15 protein-coding genes are annotated in these 15,163 nt (G+C 62.9%); 8 read left to right on the top strand and 7 right to left on the bottom strand.

All coding sequences use genetic code 11. The features are described from left to right. Positions 1-21 precede the first annotated feature (21 nt). Positions 22-300, top strand: a complete 279-nt coding sequence (locus tag A8V01_RS09280) for an HNH endonuclease family protein (protein ID WP_103095571.1) — start codon at positions 22-24, stop codon at positions 298-300. 79 nt (positions 301-379) lie between these two features. Here the strand turns inward: A8V01_RS09280 and ilvC are convergent, their stop codons facing one another. The 4 genes from ilvC to miaA form a co-directional block, all read right to left on the bottom strand. After that, a complete protein-coding gene (gene ilvC / locus A8V01_RS09275) occupies positions 380-1,399 on the bottom strand; it encodes a ketol-acid reductoisomerase (protein ID WP_103095570.1) in 1,020 nt (339 codons plus the stop codon). A gap of 85 nt (positions 1,400-1,484) precedes the next feature. Then, positions 1,485-2,003: an acetolactate synthase small subunit gene (ilvN, locus tag A8V01_RS09270; RefSeq protein WP_103095569.1), complete on the bottom strand. Its 519-nt coding sequence runs from the start codon at positions 2,001-2,003 to the stop codon at positions 1,485-1,487. A gap of 16 nt (positions 2,004-2,019) precedes the next feature. Continuing rightward, on the bottom strand, positions 2,020-3,762 hold the full coding sequence (gene ilvB, locus A8V01_RS09265; protein WP_103095796.1) for a biosynthetic-type acetolactate synthase large subunit: 1,743 nt from the start codon (positions 3,760-3,762) through the stop codon (positions 2,020-2,022). A gap of 191 nt (positions 3,763-3,953) precedes the next feature. Then, positions 3,954-4,934 (bottom strand): tRNA (adenosine(37)-N6)-dimethylallyltransferase MiaA, encoded by a 981-nt coding sequence (gene miaA / locus A8V01_RS09260; RefSeq protein WP_103095795.1) that lies wholly within the window; start codon positions 4,932-4,934, stop codon positions 3,954-3,956. On the opposite strand from miaA, the gene serB reads away from it, so the two are divergent. After that, positions 4,927-5,808: a phosphoserine phosphatase SerB gene (gene serB, locus A8V01_RS09255; RefSeq protein ID WP_103095794.1), complete on the top strand. Its 882-nt coding sequence runs from the start codon at positions 4,927-4,929 to the stop codon at positions 5,806-5,808. The genes miaA and serB overlap by 8 nt on opposite strands. 50 nt (positions 5,809-5,858) lie before the next feature. On the opposite strand, the gene A8V01_RS09250 is transcribed toward serB, so the two are convergent. Continuing rightward, positions 5,859-6,320 carry a GreA/GreB family elongation factor gene (locus A8V01_RS09250; protein WP_103095568.1) on the bottom strand — a complete coding sequence of 154 codons (462 nt, stop codon included), beginning with the start codon at positions 6,318-6,320 and terminating at the stop codon, positions 5,859-5,861. A gap of 10 nt (positions 6,321-6,330) precedes the next feature. After that, positions 6,331-8,214 (bottom strand): ABC-F family ATP-binding cassette domain-containing protein, encoded by a 1,884-nt coding sequence (locus tag A8V01_RS09245; RefSeq protein WP_103095567.1) that lies wholly within the window; start codon positions 8,212-8,214, stop codon positions 6,331-6,333. Positions 8,215-8,457: 243 nt separating this feature from the next. On the opposite strand from A8V01_RS09245, the gene A8V01_RS09240 reads away from it, so the two are divergent. From A8V01_RS09240 to A8V01_RS09220, 5 genes are all read left to right on the top strand, one after another. Then, positions 8,458-8,769 (top strand): FtsB family cell division protein, encoded by a 312-nt coding sequence (locus A8V01_RS09240; RefSeq protein WP_103095566.1) that lies wholly within the window; start codon positions 8,458-8,460, stop codon positions 8,767-8,769. 173 nt (positions 8,770-8,942) lie between these two features. Next, positions 8,943-10,010, top strand: coding sequence for a pyruvate dehydrogenase (acetyl-transferring) E1 component subunit alpha (gene pdhA, locus A8V01_RS09235; protein ID WP_103095565.1), 1,068 nt, complete (start codon positions 8,943-8,945; stop codon positions 10,008-10,010). Position 10,011: 1 nt separating this feature from the next. Next, positions 10,012-11,388: a pyruvate dehydrogenase complex E1 component subunit beta gene (locus A8V01_RS09230; RefSeq protein ID WP_103095564.1), complete on the top strand. Its 1,377-nt coding sequence runs from the start codon at positions 10,012-10,014 to the stop codon at positions 11,386-11,388. A gap of 170 nt (positions 11,389-11,558) precedes the next feature. After that, positions 11,559-12,248, top strand: a complete 690-nt coding sequence (locus A8V01_RS09225) for a hypothetical protein (RefSeq protein WP_103095563.1) — start codon at positions 11,559-11,561, stop codon at positions 12,246-12,248. 68 nt (positions 12,249-12,316) lie between these two features. Next, positions 12,317-12,769 (top strand): EF-hand domain-containing protein, encoded by a 453-nt coding sequence (locus A8V01_RS09220; protein WP_103095562.1) that lies wholly within the window; start codon positions 12,317-12,319, stop codon positions 12,767-12,769. A 6-nt stretch (positions 12,770-12,775) separates the two neighbouring features. Here A8V01_RS09220 and trmFO read toward each other — a convergent pair whose 3' ends face one another. After that, positions 12,776-14,137, bottom strand: coding sequence for a methylenetetrahydrofolate--tRNA-(uracil(54)-C(5))-methyltransferase (FADH(2)-oxidizing) TrmFO (trmFO, locus tag A8V01_RS09215; RefSeq protein ID WP_103095561.1), 1,362 nt, complete (start codon positions 14,135-14,137; stop codon positions 12,776-12,778). An 82-nt stretch (positions 14,138-14,219) separates the two neighbouring features. Here trmFO and A8V01_RS09210 point away from each other — a divergent pair, with 82 nt between their 5' ends. Next, on the top strand, positions 14,220-14,870 hold the full coding sequence (locus A8V01_RS09210) for a hypothetical protein (protein WP_103095560.1): 651 nt from the start codon (positions 14,220-14,222) through the stop codon (positions 14,868-14,870). Positions 14,871-15,163 lie beyond the last annotated feature (293 nt).

Below are 15,163 nucleotides of genomic sequence, written 5' to 3'. Positions count from 1 at the left end.
GCGCGGATCGGAGGGAGGCATATGGACGACGCGGCGACGATATGCTGGCTCTGCCGGCGACCGCTGGGGCGCAAGGTCGAATGGCATCATCCGATACCCAAAAGCCGAGGAGGGCGGTTGACGGTGCCGCTCCATCCGATCTGCCACCGCGCCATCCATGCAAGCCTGAGCAATGCGCAACTGGCCAGAATGGCGCCGCAGCCTGCCTCTCTGCTGGAGGTGGAAGAGATCGCGCGCTTCGTGCGCTGGGTGGCGGGAAAGCCACCGGACTTCCACGCGCCGACGCGACGGAAGCGATAGCATCTGCTGGTTTGGGTCATACGCAAAACGGGCGGGCGGCCTTTTAGCCACCCGCCCGTCGCAAGGGTTCGGATGAACCTTAGTTCTTGGTCTTGTCGACCAGAGCGTTGGCGCCGATCCAGGGCATCATGGCGCGCAGCTTGGTGCCGGTTTCCTCGATCGGGTGACGCTGGGCGATCTTGCGCGATGCCTTCAACTCGGGCTGACCGGCGCGGTTGTCGAGCACGAAGTCCTTCACGAAGCGACCCGACTGGATGTCGTCGAGAACGCGCTTCATTTCCTTCTTGGTTTCTTCGGTGATGATGCGCGGACCGGTCTTGATGTCGCCGTATTCGGCAGTGTTCGAGATCGAGTAACGCATGTTCGCGATGCCGCCTTCATACATCAGGTCGACGATCAGCTTCAGTTCGTGGAGGCATTCAAAATAAGCCATTTCCGGCGCGTAGCCGGCTTCCACCAGCGTTTCGAATCCGGCCTGAACCAGCGCAGTGGCGCCGCCGCAGAGCACGGCCTGCTCACCGAACAGATCGGTTTCGCATTCCTCGCGGAAGTTGGTTTCGATGATGCCCGAACGGCCGCCGCCCACGCCCGAAGCGTAAGCCAGTGCCACGTCCTGTGCGTTGCCGGTCACGTCCTGATGGATCGCGATGAGGCATGGCACGCCGCCACCCTTGACGTATTCGCCGCGTACGGTGTGACCGGGGCCCTTGGGGGCGATCAGGAACACGTCGATGTCGGTGCGCGGCTCGATGAGGCCGAAGTGGACGTTGAGGCCGTGAGCGAAAGCGAGCGCCGCGCCGGGCTTCAGGTTGTCATGGATGTCAGCGGCGTAGATCGCGGCCTGATGTTCGTCCGGTGCGAGGATCATGAGCACGTCGGCCCACGCGGCGGCGTCCTTGTTGGTCATCACGCTGAAGCCCGCGGCTTCGGCCTTCTTGGCGGTGGCCGAACCTTCGCGAAGCGCGATGGCGACGTTCTTGGCGCCGGAATCGCGAAGGTTTTGGGCATGGGCGTGGCCCTGGCTGCCGTAACCCAGGATCGCGATCTTCTTGTCGGCGATCAGGTTGATGTCGCAATCGGCGTCGTAATAGACCTTCATCGTTCTTCCTTCCGTCGTCCCGGCAGAGCGGGACGGTTATTGACAAGGCGCCGCCCGATTGGGCCGACGCGAATTGAATTCGTTCTCAGGCTTCCTCGGGGCCGCGCGCCATCGCGACGATGCCCGTTCGCCCTACTTCGACGAGGCCGAGGTCGCGCATCAGCGCCACGAAGCTGTCGATCTTGTCCGGCGCGCCCGTCATCTCGAAGATAAAGCTTTCGGTGGTGGTATCCACCGGGCGAGCACGGAATACCTCTGCGATACGGAGAGCCTCGACGCGCTTCTCACCCACGCCCGCGACCTTCACCAGCGCGAGTTCGCGGGCCACGTGGGGGCCGACTTCGGTAAGGTCGACTACCTTGTGAACGGGCACAAGACGCTCAAGCTGCGCATGGATCTGGTCGATCTGGCTGCGCGGCCCGTGGGTCACGATTGTGATCCGGCTCACCGCGTGATTGTCCGTGATGTCGGCCACAGTCAGGCTGTCGATGTTGTAGCCGCGCGCGGTAAAGAGGCCTGCGATCTTCGCGAGGATGCCCGCCTCGTTGTCGACCGTGACGGTCAGGACATGCCGTTCCTCGGCTTCATGCTGGATGTGCATCATGGTTCGTCTCTTGTCCTCAGACCAGCGCTTTGGCTTCGTCGTCCATCGTGCCGGCGACGGTATCGCCGTAGAGGATCATGTCGGTATGCGCCGCGCCCGAGGGGATCATCGGGAAGCAGTTCGTTTCCTTGTGGACAAGGCAGTCCACGATGACCGGGCCGGGATGGTCGATCATCGCCTGAATGCCCGCGTCGAGCTCGCTTTCGTTCTCGATACGGATACCCTTCCAGCCATAGGCCTCGGCCAGCTTCACGAAGTCCGGCAGGCTGTCCGAATAGGAGTTCGAATAGCGGCTTTCGTAGGTCAGTTCCTGCCACTGGCGCACCATGCCCATCCACTCGTTGTTGAGGATGAAGACCTTCACCGGCAGGCGATACTGCGTGGCGGTGCCCAGTTCCTGAATGTTCATCTGAATCGAGGCGTCGCCCGCGATGTCGATGACGAGGCTGTCCGGGTTGCCGCATTGCGCGCCGATGGCGGCAGGCAGACCGTAGCCCATGGTGCCGAGCCCGCCCGAAGTCAGCCACTTGTTGGGGCTGAAGAACGGGAAGTATTGCGCCGCCCACATCTGGTGCTGGCCAACCTCGGTAGAGACGACAGGGTCCTTGGACTTGGTCAGCTCGTAAAGGCGTTCGATCGCCAGTTGCGGCATGATCGCCTGCGCATTCGACGGATAGGCAAGGCTCTTGCGCTCACGCCAGCCGTCCACGCGGGCTTTCCACTCCGTCAGATCCTGCCCCTTACGGGTGCCCCATTCGGTGAGCATCTGGTCGAGCACGACGGCGCAGTCACCGATGATCGGCAGGTCAACCTGCACCGTCTTGTTGATCGATGCACGGTCGATATCGATATGGATCTTTTCCGAATTCGGCGCGAAGGCATCGAGCCGGCCGGTCACGCGGTCGTCGAAGCGCGCGCCGATGCACAGGATCAAATCCGCTTGATTCATCGCCATATTGGCTTCGAACGTGCCGTGCATGCCAAGCATGCCAAGCCAGTCGGCGTGGTCTGCCGGGAACGCGCCAAGGCCCATCAGTGTCGAAGTGACCGGTGCGCCGGTCTTCGCCTGCAGTTCGCGCAACAGCGCGGTTGCGCGCGGGCCCGCGTTGATGACGCCGCCACCCGTGTAGAAGACCGGAGCCTTGGCATTCGCCAGCATCTCGACCGCACGGGTAATCTCTTCAGAGGTACCCTCGGTGCGGGGATTGTAGCGCTGATGGCGTTGGATCGGACCGTCGTTCCACGTCGCCATGGCGATCTGGACATCTTTCGGGATGTCGATCAGCACCGGGCCGGGACGGCCGGTGGTCGCAATCTGGAACGCTTCATCAACGATGGCGGCAAGGTCAGCCGGATCCTTGACCAAATAATTGTGCTTGGTGCAGTGGCGCGAAATTCCGACGGTATCGGCTTCCTGGAACGCGTCCGATCCGATCAGCCCGGTCGGAACCTGGCCAGTGATAATGACCAGCGGAATCGAATCGAGGAACGCGTCGGCAATGCCGGTGATTGCGTTGGTCGCACCGGGGCCGGAGGTGACAAGCACGACACCGGGCTTACCGGTCGAACGTGCATAACCTTCAGCGGCATGGGCTGCACCGGCTTCGTGGCGTACAAGAATGTGGCGAAGTCGCTCGTCACCGAAAAGGGCATCGTAGATCGGGAGCACGGCGCCGCCGGGATAGCCGAATACGAATTCGACTCCCTGCTTGACCAGGCTTTCGACCAGGATGCTCGCGCCGCTGCGCTCTTCAGTCACAACACATTCCTTCAAGATGACCACGTGAGGCCTTAGTAAATCGGTTCGGTGGGAGCACCGGCAGTCCCGGCTGCCCCCTTAATGAATCCGACCCGGCACGTCGGTCTGGGCGCACCGGGTCGTCTCCTCTCCTCCCTGCATAACTTCCATCAGCAGGTAGGATCGGCCTCTAGGCATGTGGATATGTGAGGTCAACCCGGAAAACGCAATAAAATATCATTCACGGCGGTTGAGTTGTAATTTTCAAATTCAAGCCGTGGCCAATGGGCCGGGGGTTGGTGCCTGAGCCATGTGAATTGCCGCTTGGCGTAGTTGCGGGTAGCCTGCGCGCCTCGGGTAATGGCCGCTTCCAGATCGCATTCACCCTGGATCGCGCCGCGCAGTTCAGGCACGCCGATAGCGCGCATCACCGGCAAGTCAGGATCGAGTGCGCGGGTCACAAGAGCCTCAACTTCGGCAAGTGCCCCTCGCTGGATCATGCGTTCGAAACGCAGGTTGCAACGTGCATAGAGCCACTTGCGTTCCGGCAGGAGGATCGCGGGGTGTAGGGCTACTGCGTCCCCGATCCCGCCGCTCGTCTTCTGCTGCCAGTACGCAAGTCCATGGCCGGTGGATCGGATGACTTCCAATGCTCTGGCGATGCGAGTGGTGTCTGCAGGCGCCAAGCGCGATGCCCGTTCGGGATCTTCTTGCTGGAGCGCTGCGTAAGCCTCGGCGACGGGCAGGGTGCGGACCCCCTCGCGGACCGTGGGATCGATGGGCGGGACGGGGGCTATCCCGTCAAGCAAGGTGCGGATGTAAAGCCCGGTTCCACCGACGAGGATCGGCACCGCGTCATGATTATGTATGTCCGCAATCGTGCTTGCTGCAGCGCGCGCCCAGTCGGCGGCGGAGCAGCTCTGGGCACCGTCCCAGGCCCCGAACAGCCGATGCTCGATGCCTCCCATATCTTCTTCGGTAGGGCGGGCGCTGAGGATCGTCAGGTCGGCGTAGACTTGGGAACTGTCGGCATTGACCACCACCGCCCGGCGCCCCCGACGTTCAAGCTCTTGCGCCAGCGCCACGGCACAATCGCTCTTGCCGCTGGCGGTCGGCCCTGCGATGAGCGCCAGCGGCGGCCGGTCTCCGGCTGAGATATCATATGGTGCATCAAGGAAATTCGCAGTGCTCATAGCTCGCCTGATAGCAGAACCGGACCATCTTTCGACCAGTCTCGAAGCCGCGAAAGAGCAAATGGCCGCTGGCGGTGTGCGGATCGCAGATGCCACGATGCTCGAATTTTGCGGAGCAACGATGCAGATCGATTCGCCCGACGATGATGTTCAGGTCCTGCGTTCGGCGCTGGATTCGCATTTCGGTAAGACGGACGGCCTCGTTACCGCTGATGAGCCGGTGGTGCCGCGGGTGTTTATTTCCGACATGGATTCGACCATGATCGGGCAGGAGTGCATCGATGAACTGGGCGATTTCGCGGGCCTGAAAGAGCGGATCGCCGAAATTACTGAACGCGCCATGCAGGGTGAACTCGATTTCGAGCAAGCTCTTCGCGAACGCGTGGGGCTGCTCAAGGGGTTGTCTACCACCGCGATCGACGAATGCCTCGCCACCCGCATCCGGCCGATGCCCGGCGCCAAGGTACTGGTGGAAACGCTCAAGAAGCTGGGCTGCCGAACGGTTCTGGTCACCGGGGGCTTCCATCACTTCGCCGATCCCGTGGCGGCGCAGTTGGGTTTCGAGCATGTCGTAGGCAACCGTCTTGAAGTGGCAGACGGCAAGCTGACGGGCGGACTGGTCGGCGGCATCGTCGATTCGTCAGTGAAGAAAGCGACGCTGCTGGCCGAACTTGAGGCTGCGGGCGAGGGCGTGGCGAGCTTGGCCACCGGCGACGGCGCGAATGATATCCCGATGCTGGAAACGGCGACTTACGGTATCGCCTACCATGCCAAGCCCAAGGCACGAGCAGCGTCCAATGGCTGGATCGATCGCGGTGATCTGACCAGCGTGCTGCGCTTGCTTGGCATTCCCGAGAAAGACTGGGTGCGATAATTTCCTTCTGGCCGGGAGAGCGGCGTACGCCGCTCGTTTCCGAACCGAAATCAGGGCGCGCCGATTTCCAGCACTTCGATCGCCTCTTCACGTCCGTTGAAATCCACGAAATCGCCAACCTCTGCACCTAGCAGCGCTTTTGCCAGCGGAGCGACGAAAGCCAGCCGGTCTTGGGCCGGATCCGCTTCGTCGTGGCCGACGATCACGATTTCGCGCAACTTGTTGCCCAGCATGAAGCGTACGCGACTGCCGAAGCGGACAGTGCTGTCTTCGGGGATCGGCTGCACTTGCGCGGTGTCGAGCCGTGCCTGCCAATAGCGCAGATCGCGTTTGGCCCCGGTAAGCGCGGTCTCTTCGGTCAACGCGGCGACCTGCGCTTCCAGCTGCGAGACTTTTTCGAGGATCAGTTCGCGACCTCGCACGGTGACGAGGTTCGGGCCCGGCGGGATCGGCACCTCGAACTTGGGCTCAAGGTGCTCTTCGTCCCCGTCGCGACGGAACGCGACGCTCATGCCCCGATCCTCACGAAGCGCCCCGACCCATCAGGGCTTCAAGTTCTTCATGGACTTCCAGCCATTCCATCTCGGCCTGTTCGAGCGCTTCGGCGGCGGTGCCGTGGCGCTTGCCCAGCGCGCCGATCGCCAGCCCCTTGAGGTCGCCCTTCGCGGCAGAGGGGTCCGCCAGCGCATCGATGAGCGCATCCACTTCGGCTTGTGCCCGTTTCATACGCGTTTCGGCAACGGTCACCCGTTTGCGCAGCGCCTTGAGTTCTTCGCGCGCGATGGCACCGGACTTCTTGGCTGGGGCATCGCCAGCCTTGGTGGCGACTTCTGCCTTGGGCTGGTTACGGCCGAGCACGAAGTCGATGTAATCTTCCATCGATCCATCGTAGTTGGCCGCCGTGCCGCCATCGACCAGTACCAGTCGGTCCGCCGCCAGTTCGACCATGTGGCGGTCATGACTGACGAGGATCACCGCACCCTCGAAGTCATTCAGCGCCTGCACAAGTGCTTCGCGCGCATCGACGTCCAGGTGGTTGGTCGGCTCGTCGAGGATGAGCATGTGCGGCGCGTCGCGCGTCACCAGTGCCAGGGCAAGGCGGGCGCGCTCACCTCCCGAAAGGGTGCGTGTTTCGGCCGTGGCGCGATCACCCGAGAAGCCGAAGCGACCGAGCTGTCCGCGTACTGCAAGGGGCGGCTTGCCCTCCATCGCCCGCGTCATCAGTTCGAGCGGGGTCGAATCCGCGGGCAGTTCCTCCACCTGATACTGCGTGAAGTAGCCGATCCGGATCTTGGGCGAGAAGTTGATCGCGCCTTCCATGGGCTCCAGCTGCCGTGCCAACAGGCGGGCGAGCGTGGTCTTGCCGTTGCCATTGCGGCCCAGCAGGGCGATGCGGTCTTCCGGATCGATACGCAGGTTCAGCCGCTTGAGAATCGGCTTGTCGGGTTCGTATCCCACGGCGGCAAGGTCCAGCGTGATCAGCGGCGGGCGCAATTCGTCAGGACTGGGGAACGCAAAGCTGAGCGAGCTGTCTTCGGCCATGGCCGCGATCGGTTGCATCTTGGCCAGCATCTTGGCGCGTGACTGCGCCTGCTTCGCCGTCGATGCGCGGGCAGAGTTGCGGGCAACGTAATCTGCCAGCTTCTTCTTCTGCGCTTCCTGATTGGCCCTTGCCGCTGCTGCCTGCGCTGCACGTTCGGCGCGGATGCGCTCGAAGCTGTCGTAGTCGCCCGGATAAAGCGTCAGCTTACCCTGCTGCAGATGCAGGATGTGGTCGACCACAGTGTTCAGCAGATCACGTTCGTGGCTGATCACCAGCAGGGTGCGCGGATAACTCTTGAGGAAATTCTCAAGCCACAGCGTCGCTTCAAGGTCGAGGTGGTTCGACGGTTCGTCGAGCAGCATCACGTCAGGCTCGGAGAACAGCAGCGCGGCCAGGGCCACGCGCATCTTCCAGCCGCCGGAGAAGCTGTCGAGCGGCCGGCTCTGCATTTCCTCGTCGAAGCCGAGCCCGACCAGGATGCGGGCAGCGCGGGCGGGGGCAGTGTAGGCATCGATCGCGATCAGCCGCTCATGCACGTCCCCGAGGCGATCAGGGTCGGTGCAGGTCTCTGCTTCGGCGAGAAGGGCTGTCCGCTCCGTATCCGCCTCGACCACGGCCTCGAACGGCGTGCGCCGACCGCTGGGTGCTTCCTGCGCAATATAGCCCAGGCGCGCGCGACGTGGCATCTCGACGGAGCCGCCGTCGGGATCGAGCTCGCCGATGATCGTCTTGACCAGGGTGGACTTGCCCGCGCCGTTACGCCCGATCAGGCCAATCTTGCCGTTTTGCGGCAGCGTGGCTGAAGCGCCGTCGAGGATGGTGCGGCCGCCGAGGCGCACGGTGATATCGCGAATGCTCAACATGGGAGGGCGCCTAGCAGGCTCGGAGGCAAAGCGGAACATGGAGTAAGGAAAGGAATCTTGGTCGAACGCTGCAGCGCGCGAACTGCCCAAGGCCATAAAGGTTGCGTTTTACCGTCCGCAAAACTTATCAACATCAAACTTTGCCGAAGTGTTTCGAGCAATTCTCCTCCACCTGTCGCAAACCGCAGGAATCCTTTAGAGATTGCGCTTGCAACCCCGATTCACTTGTGATTCAAGCAACCCATGCGGACCGTGCGACAGGACACTAACATAGCCAAGGAACGTCTTGTGCGGGGGCTTGCCCTTGCGCTGCTCGTACTGATGGCATTGTGGTGTGTTGCCGGACCCAGCGGCGTTCTGGCCTGGGGTGAAAACCAGCGACTGCTCGAACTGCGCGAAAAGCAGCTTGTCGACTTGAAGGGCGACCGCGACCGCCTCAAGAATCGCGTCGCGCTGATCGATCCCAAGCATATGGACCCCGATCTTGCCGGCGAACTGGTTCGCAGTCACCTCAACGTAGCACGTCCCGACGAGATGGTGATGCAACTCCCCTGAGGATTTGCGCGTTCTCTCCGTTTGGAGAGGTGCACTGTGCCATATTTTGCAAATCTCGTTGCAAAAAAGTCCACGTTCGAGGGCCGTTTTCGAGCCTCGGCGCTTTCGCTTTGGCTGCGTCCTTTCTATACCGCCCTGACTGAAACGATCGCACCAACGATGGGGAGCACCCGTTGCCCAAAGCAAAGACACCGGTAGCCGAAGCAGCTGCCGTAGAAGAGGATTTCGCGCTGCACAGCCTCCAGGAAGCCCTGGACGCGGACAAGCGCTACAAGCCTTCCAAGGAAGAGCTTCTGCATTTCTATGAGCAGATGCTGCTCATCCGCCGTTTCGAGGAAAAGGCGGGCCAGCTGTACGGTCTTGGCCTGATCGGTGGCTTCTGCCATCTCTATATCGGTCAGGAAGCTGTCGCAGTGGGTCTGCAGTCTGCTCTCGATGGGAGCAAGGACTCGGTCATCACCGGCTACCGCGATCATGGCCACATGCTTGCCTACGGCATCGACCCCAAGGTCATCATGGCCGAGCTGACCGGTCGTGAAGCCGGCATCTCGAAGGGCAAGGGCGGCTCGATGCACATGTTCTCCGTGGAGCATCGCTTCTACGGCGGTCATGGCATCGTCGGAGCGCAGGTCTCGCTGGGTGCGGGTCTTGCCTTCGCGCACAAGTATCGTGAAGACGGCGGCGTCGCGATGGCTTATTTCGGTGACGGTGCGGCCAACCAGGGCCAGGTCTACGAGAGCTTCAACATGGCGGCTCTGTGGAAGCTGCCGATCATCTTCGTGATCGAGAACAACGGCTACGCCATGGGTACCGCTGTGAAGCGCGGTTCGGCTGAAACGCATTTCCACCGCCGCGGCACCGCGTTCCGCATTCCCGGTATGTCGGTGGACGGCATGGACGTGCTCGAAGTCCGCAAGTCGGCCGAACTGGCGCTGGAATACGTGCGCGCCGGCAATGGCCCGGTCCTCATGGAACTGAACACGTACCGTTATCGTGGTCACTCGATGTCTGACCCCGCGAAGTACCGTAGCCGTGAGGAAGTGCAGGGCGTGCGGGAAAAGCGCGATCCGATCGATCACGCCAAGGCAGAATTGCTGGCCATGGGCGTAACCGAGGAAGCGCTCAAGGAAGTCGACAAGCGCATCCGCGCGCAAGTCGCCGAGTCCGCAGACTTCGCCGAAAACTCGCCGGAGCCGAGCGCGCCCGAACTGTATACCGACGTCCTGGTGGAGAGCTACTGAGATGGCTATCGAACTGAAGATGCCCGCTCTCTCGCCGACCATGGAAGAGGGTAAGCTGGCCAAGTGGCTGGTGAAGGAAGGCGACGAGGTTTCCTCGGGCACCATCCTCGCTGAAATCGAAACCGACAAGGCTACGATGGAATTCGAATCCATCGATGAAGGCACCGTCGGCAAGATTCTCGTGGCCGAAGGCACCGAAGGCGTGAAGGTCGGCACCGTGATTGCAATGCTGGCGGGCGAGGGCGAAGACGTCTCCGCCGTCGAGGCACCCAAGGCTGCCGAGACGACCGAAGAAGCTCCGAAGTCGGACGAGAAGAAGCCTGCCGAAAGCGGCACGGCCAACCTCGCCAGCGACCTCAAGACCGCGCGCGACCCCGAACTGCCCCGTGGCACCAACATGAAGACCTCGACCGTTCGCGAAGCCCTGCGCGATGCGATGGCCGAGGAAATGCGCCGCGACGACCGCGTCTTCGTGATGGGCGAGGAAGTGGCCGAGTATCAGGGCGCCTACAAGGTGACCCAGGGGCTGCTCGAAGAGTTCGGTCCTACCCGCGTCATCGATACGCCGATCACCGAGTACGGTTTCGCCGGCATCGGCACCGGCGCCGCCATGGGCGGCTTGCGTCCGGTCATCGAGTTCATGACGTTCAACTTCGCCATGCAGGCGATCGACCACATCATCAACTCGGCTGCCAAGACCAACTACATGTCCGGCGGCCAGATGCGCTGCCCGGTCGTGTTCCGTGGCCCCAACGGTGCGGCTTCGCGCGTCGGCGCGCAGCACTCGCAGAACTACGGTCCGTGGTACGCCAACGTCCCCGGCCTCGTCGTCATCGCGCCTTACGACGCTTCGGACGCGAAGGGGCTGCTCAAGGCAGCAATCCGTTCGGAAGATCCGGTCGTGTTCCTTGAGAACGAACTGGTCTACGGTCGGTCGTTCGAGCTGCCGGAACTGGACGACCATGTCCTGCCGATCGGCAAGGCCCGCATCATGCGCGAAGGCAAGGACGTGACGATCGTGTCGTACTCGATCGGCGTCGGCCTTGCCCTCGAAGCCGCTGAAAAGCTGGCTGAAGAGGGTATCGACGCCGAAGTCATCGATCTTCGTACCCTGCGTCCGCTTGACAAAGAAACGGTGCTCGCCAGCCTTGCCAAGACCAACCGCATGGTCGTTGCCGAAGAAGGCTTCCCGGTCTGCTCGATCGCGTCGGAAATCATCGCCATCTGCATGGAGGAAGGCTTCGACAACCTCGATGCCCCGGTCGTGCGCGTGTGCAATGAAGACGTGCCGCTACCTTATGCTGCGAACCTCGAAAAGCTGGCGATCATCGACGCTGACCGCATCATCGCGGCGGTAAAGAAGGTCACCTACAAGTAATCTCGAAGGCCGATCGCCTGGAGATGATGCGCGGGCGGCAGTGTTTTGGCACTGTCGCCCGTGTCGCGTTTGGGGTTCCAGCTCGTCCTGCCACCGCCTTTAGGGAGAGCCGCATTTTCCGAACCGTCAGGTGATTACACCTGATTGGAAAATGCTCTAGGGAGAGCCGCGTGACCGACTCCCAAACTCCCCCCGTTTCCGCATCGAACGAGGATATCCTCGTCCAGTCGCTGCCTACGATCTCGCGACTGGCGCTGGTCTATGCGCCCAAGGCCGCGCGTGAACAGACGCTGGCGCTGCTGGCTCTCGATGCCCGCCTTGCCCATCTGCTGCGGCATTCGCGTGAGCCGATGATGGCGCAGCTGCGTCTGGCATGGTGGCGTGAATCCCTGGGCCAGTCCGCTGATCAGTGGCCCGATGGCGAGCCGCTGCTGGCGCTCCTGAAAAGCTGGAAGGGGCATCACGGCGGCCTTGTGGCGCTGGTGGATGGCTGGGAAGCCATGACGGGGGCCGCACCGCTGCCTAAAACCGCGCTGGACACGATGGCGCGCGGGCGTGGCGAAGCCTTCGCCGCACTAGCCGACGCACTTGGGCGAGGTGAGGAGCGCCAAGCCGCGCTGAAGCTTGGCCGCGCCTGGGCGCTCAACGATCTGGCGATGAGGCTTGGCCACGCCAGCGAGCGCGAAACGGTGCGAGAAATGGCCGCCGCCAGCAGCGGGGCGCGCGTGTCACGTTCACTGCGTCCGCTCATGGTGCTGCACGGACTTGCCGCCCGTCGGCTTGAAAAGGGCGACGAATCCGGCGCCACTTCGCCCGCTGCCATGCTCAAGGCGATGCGCCTGGGCTTGCTGGGGTTTTGATTGCAAAGTTGTAATTTCCGCAGCCGCCACTGTCGGTTCTAGGATCGCCGGGTCATGGGTGCCTTGCGATGAATCGTTTCCTGCTCGGCGGCTTCGCCGTCCTCGTACTGATGGAGCTGAGCCTGTTCTGGTGGCAGGGCCGGGCCGAGGTGGAGGCTGCCGCCCCGCCGCCATTGCCGATGGCAACCGAACCGGCGACCTTGCCCAGCGCGGATGCGGGCGACATGGTCGGCCCCGAATTGCCCGACGCCACTGAACTCAGCCGCGAACAGCGCCGCTTCGGCCGTTACGACCGTGACCGCGATGGCCGCATCTCGCGTGCCGAAATGCTTTCCACGCGTGCCGACGGCTTTCGCAAGCTCGACAAGGACGGCAACAATCTGCTGACGTTCGAGGAATGGGCTGTCGCCACTGTCGACAAGTTCGATGGTTCGGACGGCGACCGGGACGGTTTTCTCACGCCTGCGGAATTTCGCAAGACCGCGCCGCCGCCCAAACCCAGGGCGAAGTGTTCGTGTTGACCGGCCTCAGATCGCGACGCTGTCCAGCCAGGGCGTGATCTCTTCCTTCGCCCGTGCGGTGTAGGCTTCCTTGCGCTGCTTCTTGCGAACATCGTGCAGCGGCGGGAAAAGGCCGAAGTTCACGTTCATCGGCTGATAGGTTTCCGCCTCTGCATCGCCGGTGATGTGCGAGAGCAGGGCGCCCAGCGCCGTGGTACGTGGCGGGGCCTGCCATTCGCGGCCGGCCAGCTCGGCCGAGGCCATGAGCCCGGCCATCAGACCCACCGCGGCACTCTCAACATAGCCTTCGCAGCCGGTGATCTGCCCGGCGAAGCGCACATTGGGCGCGGTCTTGAGCCGCAGGGTGCGATCCAGCAGGACTGGCGAATTGAGGAAGGTGTTGCGATGCAGCCCGCCAAGGCGCGCGAACTCCGCATTCTCAAGCCCCGGGATCGTGCGGAACAGGCGAACCTGCTCGGCGTGCTTGAGCTTGGTCTGGAAGCCGACCATGTTCCAGATCGTGCCGAGATTGTTGTCCTGCCGCAGCTGCACGACGGCATAGGGCCAGCGACCGTTGGGATGCTCCGGCGTTGCCCAGTGCGGATTGTCGAGACCCACTGGCTTCATCGGGCCGAAGCGCAGGGTTTCGACGCCGCGCTCCGCCATGACCTCGATCGGCATGCAGCCGTCGAAATAGGGGGTGTTCTCCTCCCACTCCTTGAACGCGGTTTTTTCGCCAGCCAACAGGGCAGCGTGGAAGGTGAGATACTGCTCCTTGGTCATCGGGCAGTTGATGTAGTCTTTCGTCTCGCCCTTATCCCAGCGCGAAGCCATCCAGCACACGTCCATGTTGATCGTTTCGCGGTAGACGATGGGGGCGATGGCGTCGAAGAAGGCGAGGCTGTCGGCCCCGGTCGCCTTGCCGATCGAGCCTGCCAGCGCTTCTGCGGTCAGCGGGCCGGTGGCGACTATGACGGGAGCGTCCGTGGGCAGGGCATCAATCCGTTCGCGCACGATCTCGACGTTGGGAAGGGCGGAAAGTCGCGCTTCGACTTCGGCAGAGAAGATCTCGCGGTCAACCGCCAGCGCGGTACCGGCGGGCACTTGCGCCTTGGCGGCGGCCCCCATGATCAGCGAATCGCAGGCACGCATCTCGTGGTGAAGCAGGCCGACCGCGTTCTTTTCGTGATCATCGGAGCGGAAGGAGTTGGAACAGACCAGCTCGGCAAGGCCGTCGCCCTGATGGGCCGGGCTGCGTTCGCCTGCCCAGTCAGGCCCGGTTCCGCGCATTTCCGAAAGGCGCACCTTGAAGCCGCGGCGGCCGAGTTGCCATGCGGCTTCGCTTCCGGCGAGGCCGCCGCCAATGATGTGGATCTGATGGGTCGTCATGGAAGGCCGACTATACTGTCTGGCGGCGATGGAAAACCCCTGCGCTATCTGTCATGGCACGGGTTCGACCCAAGGAGTTCCCATGCCGCATCGCGCCCTGATCGAACGTCGCCCCTGGCTGCTGGCAAGCATTGTACTGGCCGTTGCGTGGGTCTGGCTGCGTGGCGGGACTTTGCCGGGGCTCTATCTCATCGTGCTGAAAGGCGCGCCGCTGGCCTTGCTGGCGGTCTATGCGGTGCTGCGCCACCGGGGCAGCGACACCCGTTCGCTGGCAGGAATGCTGGCGCTTGAGGCGGTCGGAACCGCGCTGTGGTACGATCTGCCTGTGATCGGGCTGAACGCGATGTTGGTGGCCTTCCTGATCGGACTTGCCATGTTCCTGATGCATCGCCGGTCAGTGATGGACAACGGCAGGCGCGTAGCAGCACTGGCGCTGACCCTTGGAACGCCGCTGCTGTGCTTCTTTGCGGCCGACCGTGCGGGCGTGGGCGTGCCCCTGTTCCTGGGGCTTGCGCTTGGCGGCATGGCGGCATCGGCGTGGATCAGCACGTTCCCTCGTTCCCGCGTGGGGCTCGGCGCTGCGCTGATCGTTGCAGGCGTGGTGCTGGAGATCGCGTCGGCAGGCGGCAGCGCAGTGCTGGCCATGGTGGCCTGGCCCTTGTTCTATCTCGGCAATCTGGTGCTGGCGACGGGCGTTACCGGCGAGTTGCGGATGCGCGACGAGCGCTTCTAGCGCATACGACTTTGCCCGCTGGCGAGTGCGGGCCTTTACGCCGGGGGAGGATAACGCGAAGGACCGAAAGTAAAATCGGGTCGGCGTCGGGAGCGTCCACGCAGGGACGCGGGGGGTTGTGTTCCGCAGGCTCAGGCGAGCGGCCGGGTAGCAGCGGGCAGCCCGGCTCGACAGCATTCCATCGAACTCGTCCCGTATGACCGACGTCAGGGTTCGCGTCTTGAGCGGCCATGGGTCATCCGGGATAGGACATCCGATGTCCCGCCGTATGTCGCAGGATCAGGCAGATGCCA

Origin of the sequence: Novosphingobium guangzhouense (genome assembly GCF_002896965.1) — a bacterium.
In the GTDB taxonomy this organism is placed as follows: Bacteria; Pseudomonadota; Alphaproteobacteria; order Sphingomonadales; family Sphingomonadaceae; genus Novosphingobium; species Novosphingobium guangzhouense.
This window is presented reverse-complemented; position numbering and strand designations above follow the sequence as displayed.

Excerpts from the sequence above, each read along its gene's own strand:
- A8V01_RS09280 (WP_103095571.1), top strand. The coding sequence starts at position 22 with ATGGACGACGCGGCGACGATATGCTGGCTCTGCCGGCGACCGCTGGGG.
- ilvC (WP_103095570.1), bottom strand. The coding sequence starts at position 1,399 with ATGAAGGTCTATTACGACGCCGATTGCGACATCAACCTGATCGCCGAC.
- ilvN (WP_103095569.1), bottom strand. The coding sequence starts at position 2,003 with ATGATGCACATCCAGCATGAAGCCGAGGAACGGCATGTCCTGACCGTC.
- miaA (WP_103095795.1), bottom strand. The coding sequence starts at position 4,934 with ATGAGCACTGCGAATTTCCTTGATGCACCATATGATATCTCAGCCGGA.
- A8V01_RS09250 (WP_103095568.1), bottom strand. The coding sequence starts at position 6,320 with ATGAGCGTCGCGTTCCGTCGCGACGGGGACGAAGAGCACCTTGAGCCC.
- A8V01_RS09245 (WP_103095567.1), bottom strand. The coding sequence starts at position 8,214 with ATGTTGAGCATTCGCGATATCACCGTGCGCCTCGGCGGCCGCACCATC.
- A8V01_RS09240 (WP_103095566.1), top strand. The coding sequence starts at position 8,458 with ATGCGGACCGTGCGACAGGACACTAACATAGCCAAGGAACGTCTTGTG.
- A8V01_RS09230 (WP_103095564.1), top strand. The coding sequence starts at position 10,012 with ATGGCTATCGAACTGAAGATGCCCGCTCTCTCGCCGACCATGGAAGAG.
- A8V01_RS09220 (WP_103095562.1), top strand. The coding sequence starts at position 12,317 with ATGAATCGTTTCCTGCTCGGCGGCTTCGCCGTCCTCGTACTGATGGAG.
- trmFO (WP_103095561.1), bottom strand. The coding sequence starts at position 14,137 with ATGACGACCCATCAGATCCACATCATTGGCGGCGGCCTCGCCGGAAGC.
- A8V01_RS09210 (WP_103095560.1), top strand. The coding sequence starts at position 14,220 with ATGCCGCATCGCGCCCTGATCGAACGTCGCCCCTGGCTGCTGGCAAGC.